Annotated in this window: 20 protein-coding genes; 16 read left to right on the forward strand and 4 right to left on the reverse strand. The window is 71.8% G+C overall.

What is annotated here, in order from left to right; all coding sequences use genetic code 11:
• The first annotated feature begins 76 nt into the window (after nt 1-76).
• From GPA10_RS15920 to GPA10_RS15935, 4 genes are all read left to right on the forward strand, one after another.
• Nucleotides 77-1,270, forward strand: coding sequence for a cytochrome P450 (locus GPA10_RS15920; protein WP_157166112.1), 1,194 nt, complete (start codon nt 77-79; stop codon nt 1,268-1,270).
• Nucleotides 1,271-1,279: 9 nt separating this feature from the next.
• Nucleotides 1,280-2,476 (forward strand): NAD(P)/FAD-dependent oxidoreductase, encoded by a 1,197-nt coding sequence (locus tag GPA10_RS15925; RefSeq protein WP_157166113.1) that lies wholly within the window; start codon nt 1,280-1,282, stop codon nt 2,474-2,476.
• Nucleotides 2,477-2,629: 153 nt separating this feature from the next.
• Nucleotides 2,630-3,937 carry a VWA domain-containing protein gene (locus tag GPA10_RS15930; protein WP_157166114.1) on the forward strand — a complete coding sequence of 436 codons (1,308 nt, stop codon included), beginning with the start codon at nt 2,630-2,632 and terminating at the stop codon, nt 3,935-3,937.
• Nucleotides 3,937-4,698 carry a hypothetical protein gene (locus GPA10_RS15935; RefSeq protein WP_058849242.1) on the forward strand — a complete coding sequence of 254 codons (762 nt, stop codon included), beginning with the start codon at nt 3,937-3,939 and terminating at the stop codon, nt 4,696-4,698. Before GPA10_RS15930 ends, GPA10_RS15935 begins: the two co-directional genes overlap by 1 nt.
• 246 nt (nt 4,699-4,944) lie before the next feature.
• On the opposite strand, the gene GPA10_RS15940 is transcribed toward GPA10_RS15935, so the two are convergent.
• Nucleotides 4,945-5,580 (reverse strand): winged helix-turn-helix transcriptional regulator, encoded by a 636-nt coding sequence (locus GPA10_RS15940; protein ID WP_157166115.1) that lies wholly within the window; start codon nt 5,578-5,580, stop codon nt 4,945-4,947.
• An 84-nt stretch (nt 5,581-5,664) separates the two neighbouring features.
• Here GPA10_RS15940 and GPA10_RS15945 point away from each other — a divergent pair, with 84 nt between their 5' ends.
• The 3 genes from GPA10_RS15945 to GPA10_RS15955 all read left to right on the forward strand — a co-directional run bounded on the left by GPA10_RS15945 (nt 5,665) and on the right by GPA10_RS15955 (nt 8,866).
• Entirely contained in the window at nt 5,665-6,876 is a 1,212-nt protein-coding gene (locus tag GPA10_RS15945) for a pyridoxal phosphate-dependent aminotransferase (RefSeq protein ID WP_058849244.1), read from the forward strand.
• A gap of 73 nt (nt 6,877-6,949) precedes the next feature.
• A complete protein-coding gene (locus GPA10_RS15950; protein WP_343040937.1) occupies nt 6,950-7,600 on the forward strand; it encodes a C39 family peptidase in 651 nt (216 codons plus the stop codon).
• 48 nt (nt 7,601-7,648) lie between these two features.
• Nucleotides 7,649-8,866 (forward strand): FAD-dependent monooxygenase, encoded by a 1,218-nt coding sequence (locus GPA10_RS15955; protein WP_157166275.1) that lies wholly within the window; start codon nt 7,649-7,651, stop codon nt 8,864-8,866.
• A gap of 61 nt (nt 8,867-8,927) precedes the next feature.
• Here GPA10_RS15955 and GPA10_RS15960 read toward each other — a convergent pair whose 3' ends face one another.
• Nucleotides 8,928-10,583 carry a glycine/sarcosine N-methyltransferase gene (locus GPA10_RS15960; protein WP_343040938.1) on the reverse strand — a complete coding sequence of 552 codons (1,656 nt, stop codon included), beginning with the start codon at nt 10,581-10,583 and terminating at the stop codon, nt 8,928-8,930.
• Nucleotides 10,584-10,728: 145 nt separating this feature from the next.
• On the opposite strand from GPA10_RS15960, the gene GPA10_RS15965 reads away from it, so the two are divergent.
• The 5 genes from GPA10_RS15965 to GPA10_RS15985 all read left to right on the forward strand — a co-directional run bounded on the left by GPA10_RS15965 (nt 10,729) and on the right by GPA10_RS15985 (nt 14,515).
• Nucleotides 10,729-11,322 (forward strand): histidine phosphatase family protein, encoded by a 594-nt coding sequence (locus tag GPA10_RS15965; RefSeq protein WP_157166116.1) that lies wholly within the window; start codon nt 10,729-10,731, stop codon nt 11,320-11,322.
• A 149-nt stretch (nt 11,323-11,471) separates the two neighbouring features.
• Entirely contained in the window at nt 11,472-12,383 is a 912-nt protein-coding gene (locus GPA10_RS15970) for a TIGR03619 family F420-dependent LLM class oxidoreductase (RefSeq protein WP_157166117.1), read from the forward strand.
• A 156-nt stretch (nt 12,384-12,539) separates the two neighbouring features.
• Nucleotides 12,540-13,283, forward strand: a complete 744-nt coding sequence (locus tag GPA10_RS15975; protein WP_157166118.1) for an eCIS core domain-containing protein — start codon at nt 12,540-12,542, stop codon at nt 13,281-13,283.
• An 80-nt stretch (nt 13,284-13,363) separates the two neighbouring features.
• Complete coding sequence (locus GPA10_RS15980) at nt 13,364-13,996, forward strand: hypothetical protein (RefSeq protein WP_157166119.1); 633 nt, start codon at nt 13,364-13,366, stop codon at nt 13,994-13,996.
• Nucleotides 13,997-14,092: 96 nt separating this feature from the next.
• Nucleotides 14,093-14,515, forward strand: a complete 423-nt coding sequence (locus GPA10_RS15985) for an acyl-CoA thioesterase (protein ID WP_058849453.1) — start codon at nt 14,093-14,095, stop codon at nt 14,513-14,515.
• Here GPA10_RS15985 and GPA10_RS15990 read toward each other — a convergent pair.
• On the reverse strand, nt 14,475-14,981 hold the full coding sequence (locus tag GPA10_RS15990) for an ATP-binding protein (RefSeq protein ID WP_157166120.1): 507 nt from the start codon (nt 14,979-14,981) through the stop codon (nt 14,475-14,477). The two genes, GPA10_RS15985 and GPA10_RS15990, sit on opposite strands and share 41 nt — an antisense overlap.
• A gap of 115 nt (nt 14,982-15,096) precedes the next feature.
• Between GPA10_RS15990 and GPA10_RS15995 the strand changes: the two genes are divergently transcribed.
• Nucleotides 15,097-15,930 carry a helix-turn-helix domain-containing protein gene (locus GPA10_RS15995; protein WP_343040997.1) on the forward strand — a complete coding sequence of 278 codons (834 nt, stop codon included), beginning with the start codon at nt 15,097-15,099 and terminating at the stop codon, nt 15,928-15,930.
• Nucleotides 15,927-16,418: a DUF397 domain-containing protein gene (locus tag GPA10_RS42480; RefSeq protein WP_157166122.1), complete on the forward strand. Its 492-nt coding sequence runs from the start codon at nt 15,927-15,929 to the stop codon at nt 16,416-16,418. The genes GPA10_RS15995 and GPA10_RS42480 overlap by 4 nt, the downstream gene beginning before the upstream one ends.
• On the opposite strand, the gene GPA10_RS16005 is transcribed toward GPA10_RS42480, so the two are convergent.
• Nucleotides 16,393-17,418: a metallophosphoesterase family protein gene (locus GPA10_RS16005; protein ID WP_157166123.1), complete on the reverse strand. Its 1,026-nt coding sequence runs from the start codon at nt 17,416-17,418 to the stop codon at nt 16,393-16,395. The two genes, GPA10_RS42480 and GPA10_RS16005, sit on opposite strands and share 26 nt — an antisense overlap.
• Before the next feature lie 191 nt (nt 17,419-17,609).
• Here GPA10_RS16005 and GPA10_RS16010 point away from each other — a divergent pair, with 191 nt between their 5' ends.
• The gene (locus GPA10_RS16010; RefSeq protein ID WP_058849455.1) at nt 17,610-18,209 is read left to right on the forward strand and encodes a TetR/AcrR family transcriptional regulator; all 600 of its coding nucleotides are present in this window, start codon (nt 17,610-17,612) and stop codon (nt 18,207-18,209) included.
• A 111-nt stretch (nt 18,210-18,320) separates the two neighbouring features.
• Complete coding sequence (locus tag GPA10_RS16015; protein WP_157166277.1) at nt 18,321-19,055, forward strand: SDR family NAD(P)-dependent oxidoreductase; 735 nt, start codon at nt 18,321-18,323, stop codon at nt 19,053-19,055.
• Nucleotides 19,056-19,066 lie beyond the last annotated feature (11 nt).

Raw genomic sequence — 19,066 nt, forward strand, 5'->3', positions numbered from 1 at the left:
GCGAACCCGAGCGAACCCGAGCGCCTTCCGAGCGAACCCGAGCGAACCCGAGCGCCTTCCGAGCGAAAGAGAATCCATGAACGCGATCACCGACTTGTGGAACGTCCACCCGCGCCACACCTGGCTGCGCGGTGAGCGACCGAGCGAGCCCGTCGAATTCGACAAGGAAACGGGCATGTGGCACGTCTACGGGTACCCCGAGGCGGTCACCGTGCTGGGGGACCCGGCGACGTACTCCTCCGACGTGGCACGCAGGTTCGTGCCCGGTTCCGACCAGTGGGACTTCGACGGCAATCTGACCCAGCTCGACCCGCCGGAGCACAAGAAGCTGCGCGCGCTGGTCAGCCGGGCGTTCACGCCGAAGATGGTGGCCGATCTCGAACCGAGCATCGCCAAGGTGACCGACGAGCTGATCGACGAGCTGGAGAGCGACGAGTTCGACCTGGTGGACGCCCTCGCGTACCCCCTGCCCATGATCGTCATAGCCGATCTGCTCGGGACGCCCCGGGAGGACCGCGACCTGATCAAGAAGTGGGCGGACGACAGCCTCGCCGAACGCGGTCAGATCAAGACCACGGACGAGGACGGCGAGCAGGCCCGCTCGATCGCCAGCCAGAGCGACGACCAGCGCAAGATGAACGACTATCTGCTGGAACACGTCATCGACCGGCGCAGGAATCCGAAGAACGACCTGCTGACCCGCCTGGTCCAGGCCGAGGTCGACGGTGACCGGCTCACCGACAACCAGGTGGTCAACTTCACCAGCCTGCTGTTCTTCGCCGGCCACGTCACCACCACCATGCTGCTGGGCAACACGCTCCTGTGCCTGGACGCGTACCCGGAGCAGATGGCGCGGGTCCGTGCGGACCGCGGTCTGGTGCCCGCCGCGATTGAGGAGTCGCTGCGCTGCCTCAGCCCGCTGGCCTCCGCCTACCGTGCCACCGACGCCGACGTGGAACTCGGCGGTACGCGCATCCCCAAGGACCAGATGGTGGAGGTGTGGCTCTCCGCCGCCAACCGGGATCCCCGCCGCTTCCCCGATCCGGACACCTTCGACATCACCCGGAACCCCAATCCGCACCTCGGGTTCAGCCAGGGCGTCCACTTCTGCCTCGGCGCCCCGCTGGCCCGGCTGGAAGGACGGGTCGCCCTGAACATCCTGCTCGACCGGTTCACCGAGGTGCGCGTCGACCACGAGCGCACACCGCGGTTCCTCACCTCGCCCGACTTCACCGGGGTGTGGACGTTGCCGCTGCGCACCCGCAGGTAGACGGCCGCGATGGACGACACCTACGACGTCGTCGTGGTGGGCGCCCGCGTCGCCGGAGCCCCGACCGCCATGCTGCTGGCACGGGCGGGCTACCGGGTCCTGCTCCTGGAGCGCGGGCGCTTCCCCCGGGACACCCTGTCCACGCTGCTCATCCACCAGCCCGGGTGCGCGTTGCTCAAGCGGTGGGGCGTGCTGCCCCGGGTGGCCGCCACCGGGTGCCCGCCGATCGACCGGGTCAGCTACACCGTGGCGGATGTCCGTCTGGAGGGTTCCTCGTGGGCCGTCGACGGGGTGCGGACCGCCTTCGCGCCCCGCCGTCATCTCCTCGACTCCCTCCTGGCCCAGGCCGCGGTCGACGCCGGGGCCGAGTTCCGCGACGAGTCCACCGTGGTCGACGTGGTCTTCGAGGAGGAGCGGGCGACGGGGGTGCGGGTGCGCTCGGGCGGAACCGAGTACACCGTGCGTGCCGCTCTGGTCGTCGGCGCGGACGGGATGCGGTCGACGGTCGCGGCCAAGGTGGGCGCGCCCGTCGAGATCGAGGACCGCAAGATGAGCTGCGCCTACTACACCTTCTGGTCGGGGCTGCCGCAGCGGTTCCGGCTGCACGAGGCGGCCGGGAGCTGGGTGGGGGCCATCCCCACCAACGACGGTGCCACGCTGGTCGGCGCGTACTTCCCGCAGCACCGGTTCGGTCAGTTGCGCGGCAACGCGCTCGGGGCGTTGCTCGACGCGGTCGGCGAGACCGCGCCGGAGCTGCGCGAGCAGATGGCCGACGGTCATATGGTCGAGCGGCTGCACGGCACGGGCGACCAGCGGAACTTCTTCCGGAAGGCCGCAGGACCCGGCTGGGTGCTGGTGGGGGATGCCGGGCACCACAAGGACTCCATCACCGCACGGGGTATCACGGACGCTTTCCGGCAGGTCCAGTTGCTCGTCGACTGCGTCGGCGACGGACTGCACGACCCGCGGCTGCTCGGCGGTGCGCTCGACAGCTTCGCCGTGCTCCGCGACGACATGCTGATCACCGACTACCGCAACACGCTCACCACCGCCGCGCTCGCCGCGAGCAGACATCAGATCGATCTGCTCCGGGTGATCGCCGGCAGCGCCGAACTCACCGACCGCTACTTCTCGGCGATGTCCGGGGCCTGCCCGGCGGACGAGTTCGTCACGCCCGAGCTGCTCGACCTGCTGGCATCGGGGTGAGAAGGGGCCCGGCCCTCCGGGAGCCGGGCCCCTCCTGCCGCAGGAGGCAGGAGGGGCGCGGGGAGCAGCGCCCCTGTCGGCGCCAACGGCCCGGACCGGCGTCCCCGACACCCTTTTTTGGAGCGGACGGACCTTGATCCATAGGATCCGCTGATGATCACCAGAAAACGGTTCGCGGTGGGGCTCAGTGCCCTCGTCGCGGCCCTGAGCATGGGGCTCGCGCCCGCGGCGGCGTACGCGGCCGACACCCCCGACGACTCCGAGACCGCCGAGGGCGGGGCGAAGCCCAAGGTCGAGCTCGTGCTCGACGTGAGCGGTTCGATGCGGGCCCGCGACATCGACGGCAAGAGCCGGATGGCCGCGGCGAAGCAGGCCTTCAACGAGGTGCTCGACGCCACCCCCGAGGACGTCGATCTTGGCATCCGCACCCTCGGCGCCAACTACCGCGGCGAGGACCGCAGGACCGGCTGCAAGGACACCGAGCAGCTCTACCCGGTGGGCCCGCTGGACCGCGGGGACGCCAAGACGGCCGTGGCCACGCTGTCGCCCACCGGCTTCACGCCGATCGGCCCGGCGCTGCTGAAGGCCGCCGACGACCTGAAGGGCGGCGAGGGCTCCCGCCGCATCGTCCTCATCAGCGACGGCGAGGACACCTGCCAGCCCCTCGACCCGTGCGAGGTGGCGCGGGAGATCGCCGCCAAGGGCATCAACCTCACCATCGACACCCTCGGCCTGGTCCCGAACACCAAGATGCGCGCCCAGCTGAGCTGCATCGCCGAGGCCACCGGCGGCACCTACACCTCCGTCCGGCACACCGACGAACTCACCGACCGGGTGGGCCAGTTGGTGGACCGGGCGGCCGACCCGGCCGTCAACCCCGTCGCCGTGACGGGCGCCGACCGGTGCTCCGCGGCTCCGCAGCTGAAGCCGGGCCTGTACACCGACCGCGCCGGGTTCGGCGAGCACCGCTGGTACCGCGTGGACGTGGCGCCCGGCGAGGAGCTGCGTGCCTCGGTCAGCGTCGGCGCCGACCGGGCCGTGAACAACGACTACGGCGTGCTGTTGCGCGCGGTCACCCGGCACGACCGCGAGATCGTACGCGGCTCCGCGGCGGGCGACGGCCGGACGGACGTCCTCTCGACGGGCCTGCGCTACCCGAAGCCGGAGCGCGACGACGACAACGACTCGGGCGGCTCGGGCGACGACAAGGAGATCGTCTGCCTCCAGGTGTCCCACTCCTACTCGCCCGCCGCGGGAGCCGCCGCCAAGGGCAAGCCCGGCCTCCCCGTCGAGCTGGCCGTCGACATCGTGGACGCCCCCGACGGCCCCTCCGACGTGGCGGCCTTCGGCCTCGGCCGCGGCTGGTGGCTGCTCGGCGCCCTGGTGCTCACCGGTTTCGTGGGCGGTCTGCTGTGGGGCTGGCTCTCGCGCTGGCGCTTCGCTGTCTGGAGGACGAACTGATGCGTACCACACGTCTCGCGGCGCTGGCCGGGCTGCTCGGCCTCGGCGCGCTGCTCACCTCCGGTGCGGCGTTCGCGGCCCCCGGCGACGGGGACGGCAAGGACGGCAAGCGCGCCGACGCGGGCACGTCCTTCCGTACGGCGACCGGCATCGAGCAGGGCCAGAAGGGCACGGCGAGCGCCTCCACCGGCGACTACCTGTACTGGTCCTTCCCCGCGGACGCCGGCCGGCGGCCCACCGTCGAGGCGACGGTGAAGCTCCCCGAGTCCGCGTCGGGCGCGTCCGGCGCGAAGTGGCGGATCGACGTGTACGACGGCCTGAGGCGCCGTCAGCCCTGCATGTACGGCATGCAGGCGCGCACGGCCACCGGCTCGGGACCGGTGGAGCTGGCCTGCACCCTGCGCACGGTGCGCGCCTGGTCGGACACGTGGGCCGACGACCCGCTGCCCGGCACGTACTACATCCGCCTGACGGCGACCGGTCTGCGCACCGCGGACCTCGGCCAGCCGGTCACCGCCGAGGTCGAGGCGACGTCCAAGGACATCGGCGGCTCGGCGGCGGTGGACGGCACCCTGGGCGCCCCGCTCGTGCCGGGCTCCCAGCCGTCGGCCGGTGAGCCCGAGGACGGCTGGGCCTCCGGCTGGTGGACGGACCGCTGGATCTGGACGGGAGCCGGCGGCGTACTCGCCGCCCTGGCGGGCGTCGGGGGCTACACCCTGACCCGGGGCAGGGGCCAGGTCTCCAGCCCGTCCGGCGCTTGAGGCCGAGCGGGACAGGCCGCCGCTCCGCGGCGGTCTTTCCCCACCCACCCACCCTTCTCTCCCGCCCGTCGAAATCCCAGCCTGTCCGGCGCTTGAGGACGAGCGCGAAGCGCAATTCCAGCCCGTCCGGCGCCTGAGGACGAGGCGCGGAGCGCCGACAAGAGCGGGGGTCCAGGGGGCGCGGCGCCCCTGGTTACGGTGAAGGGGTGGGCCCGGGGCGCCCCGCGAGGGCACAGGCCCACCCCTTCACCCCGCCCGCAGCACCTTGGCCAACGCACTGTCCCCGCTGACAGCGATCCGCCCGCCGCGAACCCCCTCGGCCACCCCCAGAACGCCACGCCCGAGCTCGACGGCGGTCCCCGCGTCCAGGACCATCCGCGCGTCGGGCACCTCGGGCGCGGGCCCGTCCCCGTACGAGACGGCCCCGTCGCCCCCCACCCGCACATGGAACTCCCCCTCCGGCAGGTGCACCTCCAGCACACCGGCCTCCAGGCCGACGACGCCGAGGAGCGGCAGCGCGAACCAGTGCGCCCGCACCGCGTCCGTAGGGGTGCGCTCCCCGAGACCCTCGGCCCCCCACTCGGCGAGCGCCCGCAGCACGGGCAGCAACTCCCGCCCGCGCGGGGTGAGTTCGTACACGTACGCGGAGACGGGCGCGGGCATGCGCCGCCGCTCGGCGAGACCCCCCTGCTCCATGTCCTTGAGCCGCGAGGCGAGCACGTCCGTGCTGACGCCGGGCAGATCGGCGTGCAGATCCGAGTAGCGGCGCGGCCCGGCGAGCAGCTCCCGGACGATCAGCAGGGTCCAGCGGTCGCCGACGGCGTCGAGGGCGCGGGCGGCGGCGCAGTACTGGTCGTAGCTTCGGCGCTGTCGAGGTGGCATGCGTCGCAGTCTAGACAAGTTGTTGGACTTTCCAAGCGGCAGCTTGGTAAAACCAAGTAACGCACGCCACGGGAGGCACACCGCATGGAGTTCCGGCAGTCGAGCAAGCTCAGCGAGGTCTGTTACGAGATCCGGGGCCCGGTCATCGAGCACGCGGACGCCCTGGAGGAGGCGGGCCACAGCGTCCTGCGCCTCAACACGGGCAACCCCGCGCTCTTCGGCTTCGAGGCGCCCGAGGAGATCGTCCAGGACATGATCCGGATGCTGCCGGGCGCGCACGGCTACACGGACTCGCGCGGCGTCCTCTCCGCCCGCCGCGCCGTCGCCCAGCGCTATCAGGCGCTCGGCATCGAGGACGTCTCCGTGGACGACGTCTTCCTCGGCAACGGCGTGTCCGAGCTGGTCACGATGGCCGTGCAGGCGCTCCTCGAAGACGGTGACGAAGTCCTGATCCCGGCGCCGGACTTCCCGCTGTGGACGGCCGTGACGACCCTCTCCGGAGGGAAGGCCGTGCACTACCTGTGCGACGAGCAGGCCGACTGGTACCCGGACCTCGACGACATGGCGTCGAAGATCACCGACCGCACCAAGGCCGTCGTGATCATCAACCCGAACAACCCGACCGGCGCGGTCTATCCGCGCGAGATCCTCGAAGGCATCCTCGACCTCGCCCGCAGGCACGGCCTGATGGTGTTCGCCGACGAGATCTACGACCAGATCCTGTACGACGACGCGGTGCACCACAGCGTCGCCTCGCTGGCGCCGGACCTGGTGGTCCTGACCTTCTGCGGCCTCTCCAAGACGTACCGGGTCGCGGGCTTCCGCTCCGGCTGGCTGGTGGTCACGGGCCCCAAGCAGCACGCGCGCGACTATCTGGAGGGCCTGACGATGCTGGCCTCCATGCGCCTGTGCCCCAACGCGCCCGCCCAGTACGCGATCCAGGCGGCCCTCGGCGGCCGCCAGTCCATCCACGAGCTGACGGCCCCCGGCGGCCGCCTGTACGAGCAGCGCGACCGCGCCTGGCAGAAGCTCAACGAGATCCCGGGCGTCTCCTGCGTGAAGCCGCGGGGCGCGCTCTACGCCTTCGCGCGCCTGGACCCGAAGGTGCACCCGATCCACGACGACGAGAAGTTCGTCCTCGACCTCCTGCTCCGGGAGAAGATCCAGGTCGTCCAGGGCACGGGCTTCAACTGGCCGCGCCCCGACCACTTCCGCATCCTCACCCTCCCGTACGCTGACGACCTGGACGCGGCGATCAGCCGCATCGGCCGCTTCCTGAGCGGATACCGCCAGTAGCCCGGCCCACGGTCCGGCCGGTGGCGCCGCCCGCCGGTCCCGGCCGTCACGTCGGCAGTCGAGGAGTGCGCGAGTGACCCCCTGCACCACCTGTCACGCCCCGTCCCTGACCCAGTTCGCCTCGCCGGACCTGGTCGGGAGGATCGTGTACGAGGGCCACGACCCGGCCGACGACCCGGCCTGGCGGGAGTCGGGCGCGGCCACTTCGGAGGACTACGCGCGCTGGTGCAGCCATCTGTGCGGACTCACCTGTCTGCGGATGGCGCTCGGCCCGTCGGCGCCCTCGCTGTTCGAGCTGCGGGACGGCGCCCTGAAGTACGGGGCCTACACCGAAGACGCAGCGGACACCGCGGACGCCGGGGGCACGATCCGCGGGCTGATCTACGCGCCGTTCGCCGAGTACGTGCGCGAGGTGCACGCCGTGGACGCGACCGTGCACCGCCACCTCACCGTCGAGGAGATCGCCGAACTCCTGGACGCGGGCCGGACGGTGATCGCGTCCGTGCACTTCGAGATCCGCCGCCCTGAGCACCCCGCGCCCGGCAGGGGCGGGCACCTGGTCCTCCTCACGGGGCGCACGGCGGACGGCGCCCTGCACTTCCACAACCCCTCGGGCATCGATGCGCGCTCCCGCACGGCGGACCTCTCCCCGGCCGCCTTCGAGCCGTTCTTCGCCGGTCGGGGCGTGTCCATGGCGGTCGGGGGCGCACCGGGCACGCGCTGAAATGTGCTCATGACAGAACGTCACCGGTCCTGTCAGGATGGCGCGATGATGCATTCGGGCAGGGTCGCCGTCGTCGGCGGCAGCGTCGCGGGCTGCGCCATGGCGCTGGCGGCGCACCGCGGCGGCGCGGACGAGATCACGGTGTACGAGCGGGCCTCGGGCCGCCTCACGGAACGCGGCGTCGGCCTCGGGGTGCACAACTCCCGCTACGCGGAGCTGGAGTCGGCGGGGTACATGGACGCGGACATGCCGTGGGTGCAGCTCGTCAGACGCCGCTGGTACGTCCGCGACGAGCGCGCCGCGGGCCCGCTGGGACGCGAGATCGGCACGCTGCCGTTCCCGTTCCGCACCTACAACTGGGGGCCGCTCTGGGGCGAGCTGCGGCGCCGGTTGCCGGAGTCCGTGGAGTTCCGCACCGGCACCTGTGTCGAGGCCGTGCGCGCCGGGGCCGCGGGCGCGGAGGTGGACACCGCCGCGGGCACCGAGCGGTACGACGTCGTGATCGGCGCGGACGGCTACCGCTCCGTGGTCCGCGCCGCCGCCCACCCAGGCCTCGACGCGCGGTACGCGGGCTATCTGGCCTGGCGCGGCGCGTATCCGCACGACCGGCTCGCCGATCCGCACCTGTGGGCCGAGGAGGACTGCGTGTACGTCGTCTTCGACGGCGGGCACGCGGTCGTGTACCGCATCCCGGACGGCGCGGGCGGCCACCGCGTGAACTGGATCCTGTACACCGCGCCGCCCGAGGGCCCGGACGCGGGCCTCGGCTTCACAAGACCCACGAGCCTGCCCCCGGGCGGTCTCACGGACGCCCTCGCCGCCCACCTCGCCCATGTCGCCGACGCCCTGATGCCGCCCTACTGGGGCGCCCTGGTGCGCGCGACCCGGCCGGAGGAGCTGTTCCTCCAGCCGATGTACGACTTCACGGCGCCGCGGTACGCCCGGGACCGGGTGCTGCTCGCGGGCGACGCGGCGACCGTCGCGCGGCCGCACACCGGTGCGGGCGCGGTGAAGGCCCTCCAGGACGCCACGGTCCTGGAGTCCGCCATCGTCACGGCGACGACCTGGCCCGAGGCCCTCCAGGCCTACGACACCGACCGCACGGTGGCCGGACGCGCCATGGTCGACCTGGGCCGCCGCCTCGGCCACGCCCTGGTCGAGGACACCCCGCGCTGGCGCGGCCTGGACCAGGCGGGCCTGGAGTCCTGGTGGAAGCAGGCGGACGGTACGGGCGCGTTCGGGGGCCGGGAACTGCGGCCGGCCTGAGGGGTGCGGGGCGGCCGGAGCGCCGAGGCTGTCGGCGCCGCCCCGGCGCTCCGGCCGGCCGTCAGGCGGTACCGCCGCCCCGGCGGTAGTGGAGGATGCCCCACGTGATGTGCCCGTCGCGTCCGGCGGCGACCCAGCGGGCGAGGCCGAGCTTCATCTGGGTGAGGTAGTCGTGGCTGACGAGCCGGGCGAGCCCGTCGGCCTCCTGGCGCTCGGTCTCCTCCAGGACCCGCGCGTAGTGCGTGACCAGCTCCGCGCGGTGCTCCTCGAACCCCTCGCCCGCCGGTGCGAACCCGAGCCGGGCCAGCTCGCGCGCGTAGAACCCCGGTGACCCCATGTCGTCCAGGTGGATGCGGTCGAGGATCGGCTGAAGGACTCCGGGCGGGCAGTCGTCGTCGGCCATCGGGTCGGTGAAGATCACCTGCCCGTCGGGCCGCAGCACCCGGGAGACCTCCTCCAGGACCCGCGCCCGGTTGCCGCTGTGCAGGAACGCGTCCTGCGACCAGACCACGTCGACCGCGGCGTCCGGATAGGGGATGTCCTCGAAGGACCCGTCGACGACCTCGATCAGCCCGGACAGGGACCGGCGCCGGTTCAGCTCCTTGTGCCGCTGGTTCTCCACCTCGCTGAGGTTGAGCGCGAGGACCCGGCAGCCGTACGTCGACGCCAGGTACCGGGCGGAGCCGCCGTACCCGGAGCCGAGGTCGAGGACGACGGAGTCCTCGGTGAGGTTCAGCTTGGCGGCCATCGCCTCGACGGTGCGCCGGCTGGCGTCGGCGATGGGCTCGCCGGGGCGCTCGTACAGGCCGATGTGGATGTCCTCGCCGCCCCACACCTCGGCGTAGAAGGCGTCGGCGTCGGCGGAGTTGTAGTAGGTGCGGGCGACACCGACCGCGCCCGAGTAGCGCTCGTCCTGCTGCTCGTCGTCGCGGTACTCCTTCTCCGCGACGTGGACGAAGAAGTCGGGCTGCTCCCCCCGGTAGGTGTGCTGGAAGTCGCCGTAGGTCTCCACGTTCTGGAAGCCGACCTCGGACATCAGTCTGCGTGTGTAGTCCTTGCGCAGCGGGAACATGTTGAGGTGGTAGACGGAGTCGTCCGGGAAGCTGTACCGCATCCGGACGAGTCCCTCGTCGACGTACTCGGGTTCCACGGAGACGTCTTCGCCGCAGTAGTAGTACGTGTGCTTGCTGGTGTAGCCGTCGTCGAGGATCGCGTCGTAGTTGCGCTGGTCCAGGACGAGGATGCCGTCGTGCTTGAGCATCGCGTAGAACTCGGCGAGCGCCCTGCGGCGGTCGCGCTCCGAGAACAGGTGCGTGAAGGAGTTGCCGAGGCAGACGATGGCGTCGTACTCGCCGTGCACGTCGCGGTTGAGCCAGCGCCAGTCCGCCTGGACGACCCGCATCACGTGGCCGTCCTCCATGCCGTTGGCGAAGGCCGCCGCCAGCATGTCGGCGCTGCCGTCCGCGCTGACGGTGTCGAACCCGGCGGCCAGCAGCCGCACCGAGTGGAACCCGGTGCCGGTCGCGACGTCGAGCACGCTCTTCACGCCCCGCTTGCGCAGCAGGTCGATGAAGAAGTTTCCCTCGCTCTGCGCCCTCCTCTCCCAATCTATGAGTGAGTCCCACTTTTCGACGAAGCTTGGTACGTATTCCTCCGTGTAGTGGCCGGTTTCTCGTACTTCGACAGGGTTGTCGCCGAATTTCTGAGCCGGATGCACGATGAACACCCTTCGACTTCAATGAGGGATGGCCAGAGGTGGCCTGGGCACATCGCTATCCAAAGCCGGGGACCGCCATACATGCGAATCTCGTATACATACGCGGAACTGACGTTCCGCCCGTCAGAACAGGACCGTCGACACCATGGGTGATCTTCTCCTCGTCCGGCACGGCGAGACCGAGTGGTCGCTGTCCGGGCAGCACACCGGCTGGTCGGACATCCCCCTCACCGACCGGGGCCGGGAGCAGGCCCGTTCCATCGCCTCGCTCATCGGGAAGTACCGTGTCGACGCCGCCTTCACCAGTCCGCGGTCGCGGGCGCGGGAGACGGCGGAGCTGGCCGGCTGCGGGGACGCGCGCGTGGACCCCGACCTCGCCGAGTGGGACTACGGGGCGTACGAGGGGGTCACCACCGTGGAGATCCACCGGGCCCGTCCGGACTGGTTCCTGTTCACGGACGGCGTGGCTCCCGGGCCGTCCGAACACCCCGGTGAGTCGCCCGAGCAGGTCGGGGAGCGGGCCGACCGGATGCTCGCCAAGGTCGACGCGGCGCTCGCCAACACCGAGGGCAGCGTCGTCCTCTTCGCCCACGGCCACTTCCTCCGCGTCCTCGCCGCCCGCCGCCTCGGCTTCCCCCCTGCGGCGGGCGCCCACTTCCAACTGGCCACCGGCACGGTGAGCCGCCTCGGCTACGAGCACGGCCGCCCGGTCCTGGCCACGTGGAACCTGCGGCCGTGAGGGCGCTTTTCAGCCCCTCCGGCGTTTGAGGAGCGGGGTCCGGGGCGGAGCCCCGGTTCGGGAAGGGGCGGGACCGGGGCGCACCGCGAGGCACCCCGCCCACCCCCCACCCCCATCCACCCGCTCACCGATCAGGAACACTGACCCGCATGCGATACGGCGTCAACCTCCTGAACTTCGGCCCCGGCACCACCCCGGAAACCCTCACCGCCCAGGCGAGAACGGCCCGCCACCTGGGCTTCACCTTCGCGATGATCAGCGACCACATCGCGGTGACCCCGGACGTCCACGAGGCGTACCCGGCCCCGTTCTACGACCAGTTCCTCCTGGCGGCCCACCTCGCGGGCAGGGTCCCGGGCCTCCGCCTGGGCACCACGGTCACGGTGATCCCGTACCGCCACCCCCTCCAGACGGCCCGCCTCGCGGCGAACATCGACCGGATGCACCCGGAGGGGTTCGTCCTGGGTGCGGGCGTCGGCTGGTCGAGGCCGGAGTACGAGGCGCTGGGCATCCCCTTCGAGGAGCGCGGCGCGATCACGGATGAGTACCTGGCGGCGATACGCGCGGCGTGGACGGACGACCCGACGACGTACCACGGCCGGTACGTGTCGTACGCGGACGTCCGCACGGCCCCCGCCCCGGCGACGAAGCCCCACCCCCCGGTGTGGGTGGGCGGCAACTCCCCGGCGGCGGTGCGCAGGGCGGCCCGCCTCGGCGAGGGCTGGCACCCGTTCATGCCGACGCTCGCGCACCTGCGCAAGGCACTCCCCCACCTCGCCGCCGCGGCCGACGCGGCGGGCCGGGCCGTCCCGGACCTGGTGCCGCGCCTCCAGATCAGGCTCGCCCCGCACCCGGACACTCCCGAGCGTCCGCTCGGCCACGGCGACGCGGACCAGCTCCGCGCCGACCTGAGCGCCCTGGAGGAGCTCGGCGCCACGCACGTGCTGCTCGACACCTACCCGGGTGATCCGGCGGAGCGGCAGGACGCCGACGCGGACCGTGCGGTGCTCGCGCGGATCGCGGAGAAGGTCGTGGACCTGGCGTCGGGCGAGGTCCGCTGACCGACGCCGGACCGACGGCACGGCGGGTTGCCCTCGGGGCACCCCTCGGCTGCCCCGAGGGGTGCCTCAACGGCACTGCCGCTCCCCGCCGGGGGCGGATAGAACGGCTGGAGGCCCGTATCGGGTTCGGGCCCTGCCGACCGGACGGGACGAACCATGCGGGCTCACGAGGAAGCACCCGGCGAGCGGGCCGGGGACGGCGCCGGACGGGTGCCGCGCGCCCTGCGGCCCGCCACCGCGTCGCACGGCGCGGACCGCGCGGCCCTTCCCCCGCGGCCGGTGGCGGGTCCGCGGCCGGGCCCCCTGGCGAGCCCCTCGGCCGTCACCGCGCTCCAGCGTTCCGTCGGCAACCAGGCCGTCGCCCGCTTCCTCAAGGAGGACGGGGGCCCGGACCAGCACGTCCACGGTGCCGGCTGCGGGCACGGCGGCCTCCCGGACACCGCGCCGGAGGCGCGGAGCGCCCTCGTGGCCGACGCCATCGGATCGTCGCACCGTCCGCTGCCGGACTCGATGCGCAAGAAGGCCGAGCCGTTCTACCAGACCAATCTGTCGGCGGGCCGCCTGCACGACGACGCGGTGGCGCAGCGGGCCATGGCGGCGATGGGCGCGGAGGCCATGACGATCGGCCACCACGTCTTCCTGCCGCCGGGCGCGAGCGAGAAACTCATCGGCCACGAACTGGACCATCTCAGGAACAACCTCCAGGGCGTCCCCGAGACGGCCAAGGACAACGGCCCCGGGCCGCGCACGACCGACCCCGGCCAGAAGTCGGAGGTCCAGGCGGGGATCAACGGCGACGCCTACGCCGCGGGGCACGAGCTCGCGCCGTCCATCGTCGCGCAGCGCGCGGCGGCGGGGACGGCCGAGCGCGAGCACGAGGACCGGCCGGAGGGTTCCTGATCCGGACGGCTCCCGATCCGGGCCGCTTCCGATCCGGGCGACACAGTGCCGTTGTCAGTGGCGCGAGGCACTATCGGAGCATGGCGAAGCCGACGACACCCGCGCAGCGGCGGATCATCGCGGCGGCCGACCCGGTCACGGGCCGCCTGGCCGGGACGGAGGCGCAGCTTGCCGCCCTGGTCCGGTTGCGGCTCGCGTTCCGGCACCCGCGCCCGCCGCACGCGTATTTCCTGACCCCGGCGGGACACCGGGTCCGTGACGAGCCCCAGGGGGCCGCTCCGGAGACGGCCCCGGTGGAGCCGGTGCCCGGCGTGTTCGCCGCCCGCACCGGCACCGAGGAGTTCCCGTCCGGCGGTGCGGGGCCCGCGCGGGCGCGGGAGGTGCGGGACGCCTGGCTGGGCCTGGTCGAGATGCGCCGCATGACGAACGCGGACGGCGACCGGGAGCGGCCCTGCGGCTGGGAGCGCACGCATCTGGTGCAGGCGGCGGCGATAGCCCTGGAGGCGGCGGGACGCGTCCCGGCCGAGCCCGGCCGCGAGGGGTATCGCGTGGCCGTGACGCCGCAGCCCGACGCGGTCGAGGTGCGCGAGCCGACGGCCGAGGGCGTGCGTGCCTGCGGCGCGGTCCTGGAGCGCGCCGGCTGGCAGGTCAGTGAGCACGGCGACGCCCGTACGGCCGCGCGGTACGTCCTGGCGTCGCCGCGAAGATCCTGAGGGCTGGAATGCCGTTGATCACCGGACGGTTGAGGGTTGCGGCACCAGTGTGCCGCTGTGCAGCCGCTGTGCAGCGTCGTCGTCGAAAGGGAAACCGTGTCCGAGCCGTTCGCCGTGAGCATCACCGTCCGTGGGTACGAGACGGACACGCAGGGCCATCTCAACCAGGCCGTCTACCTCCAGTACGCGGAGCACGCGCGCTGGTCGATGCTGCGGGCGGCGGGCATCGAGCAGCGCGCCCTGATAGACAGCGGTGTCGGTCCGGTCGCCCTGGAGAACACCCTGCGCTACTTCCGCGAGCTGCACGCGGGCGACGAGGTCACGGTGTCCTGCGCCTTCGTGTGGGGCGAGGGCAAGTCCTTCAAGGTCGAGCAGTCGGTCACGAAGGCGGACGGCACGGTGGCGGCGACGCTCACGGGCGTCGCGGGTCTGCTGGACCTCACGGAGCGCCGGATGGTCGCGGACCCGCGCGAGCGCTTCAAGGCTCTCGCGTCGGAACCGGGTGTGCTGGGCCTCTGACTTCGTCCAGGACATCGTCCGAGACGTCGTCCGGCCGTTCCGGCGGAGCCACCAGCGCCCACACCGTCTTCCCGACCGCCCGCGACTCGACTCCCCACCGTGCCGCCAGCGCCGCCACCAGGACGAGCCCCCGCCCCGACTCGGCCTCGTCCGGGGGCGGTTCGGGGCGCTGCGGCGGCCCGCACTCCGTGCGCGTGTCGCTCACCTCGACCCGCACGCCGTCCGCCCGCAGCAGCAGGCGCAGCTGGAAGTCGCGGCCCGGTACGCGTCCGTGCGTCGCCGCGTTGGCCGCCAGCTCGGCGGCGATCTGGGCGACCGTGTCGGAGAGTTCACTGCCGTACGGGACGCCCCACCCGTCGAGGTGGTACCGCACCAGCCTGCGGGCGAGGCGGGCCCCGCGCGGGGAGGCGCTGATGCGCTGCGTGAACGTGTGTGCTGATGTGGGGGTTTGTACCTGGTGTGGCATGGGCCCCACGGTGACCTGCGGGCCCGCGGGGCGGGAGGGACGAAACTCGTACGCTCGGTAATTGTACGAGTACGAAGTGTGGACGGTACGGGTCACTGTCCGTGAGCATGGGCGCGTGACGTCGTCAAGCGCGCCCGGCACGAACGAGCCGGAGCCGAGCGAGGGCCTCAAAGCCTTCGGTGCGGCTTTGAAGAGCTTCCGCAAGCGGGCCGGGTACACGCAAGAGGCCCTGGCTCCGGAGATCGGCTACTCGACGCATTTCCTCGCGTCGATCGAGCAGGGGAGACGGTTCCCGCCGCCGCGGTTCGTCGACCAGGCGGAGGCCGCGCTCGATGCGTTCGGGACGCTGCGGTTGATTGTGCACCAGGTCTCTCGGCAGCGGGGGTTGGCCACTTGGTTCAAGCGGTGGGCCCAGCTTGAGCGGGAGGCGATCAACCTCTACGCGTATGAGTGCCGGTTGATGCCGGGGCTGTTGCAGACACCCGAGTACGCGCAGGCCGTGTTTGCCAATAGGTTGCCGCCACTGCACGACGATGAGATCCAGGCACGGCTTGCGGCGCGCGTGGAACGCCAGAAGCTGCTCACTGAGCGCCCCAACACGGCGTTCAGCTTCATCCTGGAGGAGCACCTGTTCCTGCGCGGCGTGGGCGGGACGGCAGTCACCCTGGCGGTCATCGACCGGGTTCTCGAACTCGCCGAGCGCCGGAACATCGAGCTGCAAATCATGCCGCTCCAGCGGGAGTCCCACGCCGGACTGGACGGCCCCATAAGGCTGCTGGAGACTCCGAGCAACAAGTGGTTCGCGTACTGCGAAGGGCAGGAGAGCGGTCAGCTCATCTCTGACCCAAAGGTGGTCAGCATGCTCCAGATGCGGTATGCCAGGATGCGCTCACAGGCTCTCTCCTTCGATGAGTCGGTGAGCCTCTTGGAGCGGATGCGAGGAGCATGATGAGCACCCCCGAACTGTCCTGGCACACAAGCCGCTACAGCAGCAGCGGAGACGGCGACTGCGTGGAAGTGGCCCTCTCCTGGCGCAAGTCCAGCTACAGCGGCAGCGCCGGCGACGACTGCGTAGAGGTCGCGTCCGCCTGGCACAAGTCCACCCACAGCAGCGGCACCGACGGCGACTGCGTAGAAGTCTCGCCTGCGTGGAACAAGTCCAGCCACAGCGGCGGGGACGGCGACGACTGCGTGGAAATCGCGTCGGCCTGGCGCAAGTCCGGGCACAGCGGCGGGTCCGGCGACGACTGCGCAGAAGTCGCTTTCACGTGGCACAAGTCCAGCCACAGCAGCGGGAGCGGCGACGACTGCATAGAGGTCGCCCCCGTCCCCGCCGCCATCCACGTCCGCGACTCCAAGCGTCCCGACGGGGCCCGGCTGACTATGAACCCGACCCCCTGGTCAGAATTCCTCACGCTCGTGCGAGCGGCACCGTAATCTCCTTCAGCCACGCGCGGCGAGCGAAGTCCCTGGCCTTGATGACGACCTTGTCCCAGTGGACCTCCACCTGGAGGCCCTGGTTGAAGGAGCCGCCCACGGACACCTCGCCGCCCTTGCCGTCGTCGCGGAAGCCCGTCTGGATGGCGCCGGTGTTGACGACGGTGAAGCCACTCAGGTTCGCCGTGCCGGGGACGACGCGGCGGACCACCCAGTCGGACAGGTCCAGGTCCCAGTGGGTGTGGCCGGAGAAGAGGAAGACGTCGGGGTGGCGGCCGAGGAGAGCGAGGAGCCGGTCGGCCTGGAGGTAGTCGCTCATGTAGAGCTTGTTGCGGGTGCCGGAGACGGTGTTGGGCAGCGGGTGGTGGGTGACGACCATGACCGGCTTGCGGCGGCGCGACCAGTACCGCAGCCGGTCCTCGAGCCAGGTGAACTGGGCGTCGCTGATCCACACTTCGTCCCAGAGCTTCGGGTCGTGGAAGTGGGAGTACCGCTCGGTGCCGAGGGTGAGGACGGGCACGCCGCCGAAGGACGTCTCCGCGTGGACGGAGCCGCGCTTGGCGAAGCGGTAGAAGCTGCGGAAGAGGGAGTCCTCGGTGGTGCCGTTGGGCCAGGTGTCCTGGGCGAGGGTGTCGGGGTCGCGCCACTTCGGGACGTAGAACTCGTGGTTGCCGATGGCCCAGGCGACGTTGCGGGGATGGGTGTGGCGCCGGAGTTCGGTGCTGACCTGCGCGTACTCGAAGTCGTACCCGCGCGGGGTGATGTCGCCGGCGACGGCGAGACCGGTGCTGCGGGGGTTGACGGCCGCCATGTCGTCCAGGGCGCGGCCGAAGTCGGCGAGGTCGCCCTGGATGTCGCTGATGACGTTGAAGCGGTTGACGCCCCACTCGTGGCCGCGCGTGGACGCCTGGTCGGGGGCGGCGTGGGCCTGCGGGGCGGCGGCGACGGCGGCGGTCGCGAGGGCGCCGCCGCTCGCGGCGAGGAGGGATCTGCGGTCCATGGGACGGCTCCGGTACGTGAGGTGCGGGTGCTGCATGGGGTGCCGTCGTGAAGATCGCGGCACCGGGCGGCGTCGGCCCCACCGGGAGCGGGCGCGTATGTGTACACGGCATGAACACGCACGGCTCGCCGGAGAGCCGCCGCGGCGCACCCGTAATGGCCCGTTCGGTCCAGAACTCGTACGATGAGGACATGGCCCGCCCTCGCAAGTTCGACGAAGACCACGTACTGCTCGCCGTTCGCGACGAGTTCTGGGACAAGGGCTACGCGGCGACGTCCCTGGAGGACCTGCTGCGCGTCAGCGGTCTCGGCAAGGGCAGCCTGTACGGCGCGTTCGGGGACAAGCAGAAGCTGTTCCTGCGGGTGCTGCGCGACTACGACGACACGAACCTGCTGATGCTGCGCGAGCGCCTGGAGTCCTCGGCGCGGGGGGCCGACCTGGTACGCGAGTTCGTACTCGGCCCGGCCTCCGACCCGACGGGGGCGGCTGCGCGCCGGGGGTGCCTGCTGGCCAACAGCAACGCCGAACTCGCGATCAGCACCCCGGAGGTGGCCGCCGAGGCGCGCCGCAGCTACGACGCGATCACCGCCATCCTCACCGAGGCACTGGAGCGCGCCCGGCGCGAAGGCGACCTCGCCCCGGACGCGGATCCCGCCGAGACCGCCCGCGCCACCCTCGTCGCCCAGCTCGGCCTCGTCGCCCTCGGGCGCACCGGCGTGGACATCGGCACCCTCACCGCGGCGGCCCAGGCCGTCCTGGCGCGGTTCCTGCCCGCCATCGCGCCGCGGTAACAGCCGCCCGACACAGGCAGCGGAGCCCCTCCCCGACCTAGTTCTTGACTGTACGGTCCATATCGAGGATGGTTATTGACGTAACGGTCCATAATCGTGGAGGGGGACGGCATGCCCGTCTTGGCAGACAAAGTCGCAGTGATCACCGGCGGCAGCAGCGGCATAGGGTTCGCCACGGCCCGCGCGTTCCTTGACGAGGGCGCCCAGGTGTTCATCACCGGTCGCCGCAAGGACGCGCTGGACGCCGCGGTCACCGAACTCGGAAGCGGCGTGACCGGTGTGGTGTGCGACGTTTCGGTGCTCTCGGAGCTCGATGCGCTCTACCAGGCTGTGCGTGCGCAGGCCGGTCGTATCGACGTGCTGGTCGCCAACGCCGGCATCGGCACCGCGGCGCCGCTCGGCGAGGTGACGGAGGAGGTGATCGACTCCCTGTTCGCCACCAACGTCAAGGGAACGATCCTCACGTTCCAGCAGGCGCTGCCGCATCTGAACACCGGTGCGTCGGTGGTCCTGACGGGCTCGACCGCCGCGACGCGGCCCGATGAAGGGCTTGAGGTCTATGGGTCGTCGAAGGCCGCGGTGCGCAGTCTCGCCCGCGGCTGGGCCCGCGGCTCACGCGCGCGCGGCTTCCGGGTCAACGTCGTGTCGCCCGGCGGCACCCGCACTCCGGGCCTGCTGGAGCTGCTCCCGGCCGACGTGCTCAAGCAGGCCGAGGAGGCCATTCCGCTGGGCCGCCTCGCCGAGCCCGCGGAGATCGCCGCGGTGACGACGTTCCTCGCCTCGGACGCCGCGAGCTACGTCAACGGCGCCGAGTTCTTCGCCGACGGCGGATACGCGCAGGTGTGACCGGCTCCTGA

The sequence above is a fragment of the Streptomyces typhae genome (assembly GCF_009755605.1).
Lineage (GTDB): Bacteria > Actinomycetota > Actinomycetes > Streptomycetales > Streptomycetaceae > Streptomyces > Streptomyces typhae.

Excerpts from the sequence above, each read along its gene's own strand:
- GPA10_RS15920 (WP_157166112.1), top strand. The coding sequence starts at position 77 with ATGAACGCGATCACCGACTTGTGGAACGTCCACCCGCGCCACACCTGG.
- GPA10_RS15925 (WP_157166113.1), top strand. The coding sequence starts at position 1,280 with ATGGACGACACCTACGACGTCGTCGTGGTGGGCGCCCGCGTCGCCGGA.
- GPA10_RS15930 (WP_157166114.1), top strand. The coding sequence starts at position 2,630 with ATGATCACCAGAAAACGGTTCGCGGTGGGGCTCAGTGCCCTCGTCGCG.
- GPA10_RS15935 (WP_058849242.1), top strand. The coding sequence starts at position 3,937 with ATGCGTACCACACGTCTCGCGGCGCTGGCCGGGCTGCTCGGCCTCGGC.
- GPA10_RS15940 (WP_157166115.1), bottom strand. The coding sequence starts at position 5,580 with ATGCCACCTCGACAGCGCCGAAGCTACGACCAGTACTGCGCCGCCGCC.
- GPA10_RS15945 (WP_058849244.1), top strand. The coding sequence starts at position 5,665 with ATGGAGTTCCGGCAGTCGAGCAAGCTCAGCGAGGTCTGTTACGAGATC.
- GPA10_RS15955 (WP_157166275.1), top strand. The coding sequence starts at position 7,649 with ATGCATTCGGGCAGGGTCGCCGTCGTCGGCGGCAGCGTCGCGGGCTGC.
- GPA10_RS15965 (WP_157166116.1), top strand. The coding sequence starts at position 10,729 with ATGGGTGATCTTCTCCTCGTCCGGCACGGCGAGACCGAGTGGTCGCTG.
- GPA10_RS15970 (WP_157166117.1), top strand. The coding sequence starts at position 11,472 with ATGCGATACGGCGTCAACCTCCTGAACTTCGGCCCCGGCACCACCCCG.
- GPA10_RS15975 (WP_157166118.1), top strand. The coding sequence starts at position 12,540 with ATGCGGGCTCACGAGGAAGCACCCGGCGAGCGGGCCGGGGACGGCGCC.
- GPA10_RS15980 (WP_157166119.1), top strand. The coding sequence starts at position 13,364 with ATGGCGAAGCCGACGACACCCGCGCAGCGGCGGATCATCGCGGCGGCC.
- GPA10_RS15990 (WP_157166120.1), bottom strand. The coding sequence starts at position 14,981 with ATGCCACACCAGGTACAAACCCCCACATCAGCACACACGTTCACGCAG.
- GPA10_RS42480 (WP_157166122.1), top strand. The coding sequence starts at position 15,927 with ATGATGAGCACCCCCGAACTGTCCTGGCACACAAGCCGCTACAGCAGC.
- GPA10_RS16005 (WP_157166123.1), bottom strand. The coding sequence starts at position 17,418 with ATGGACCGCAGATCCCTCCTCGCCGCGAGCGGCGGCGCCCTCGCGACC.
- GPA10_RS16010 (WP_058849455.1), top strand. The coding sequence starts at position 17,610 with ATGGCCCGCCCTCGCAAGTTCGACGAAGACCACGTACTGCTCGCCGTT.
- GPA10_RS16015 (WP_157166277.1), top strand. The coding sequence starts at position 18,321 with ATGCCCGTCTTGGCAGACAAAGTCGCAGTGATCACCGGCGGCAGCAGC.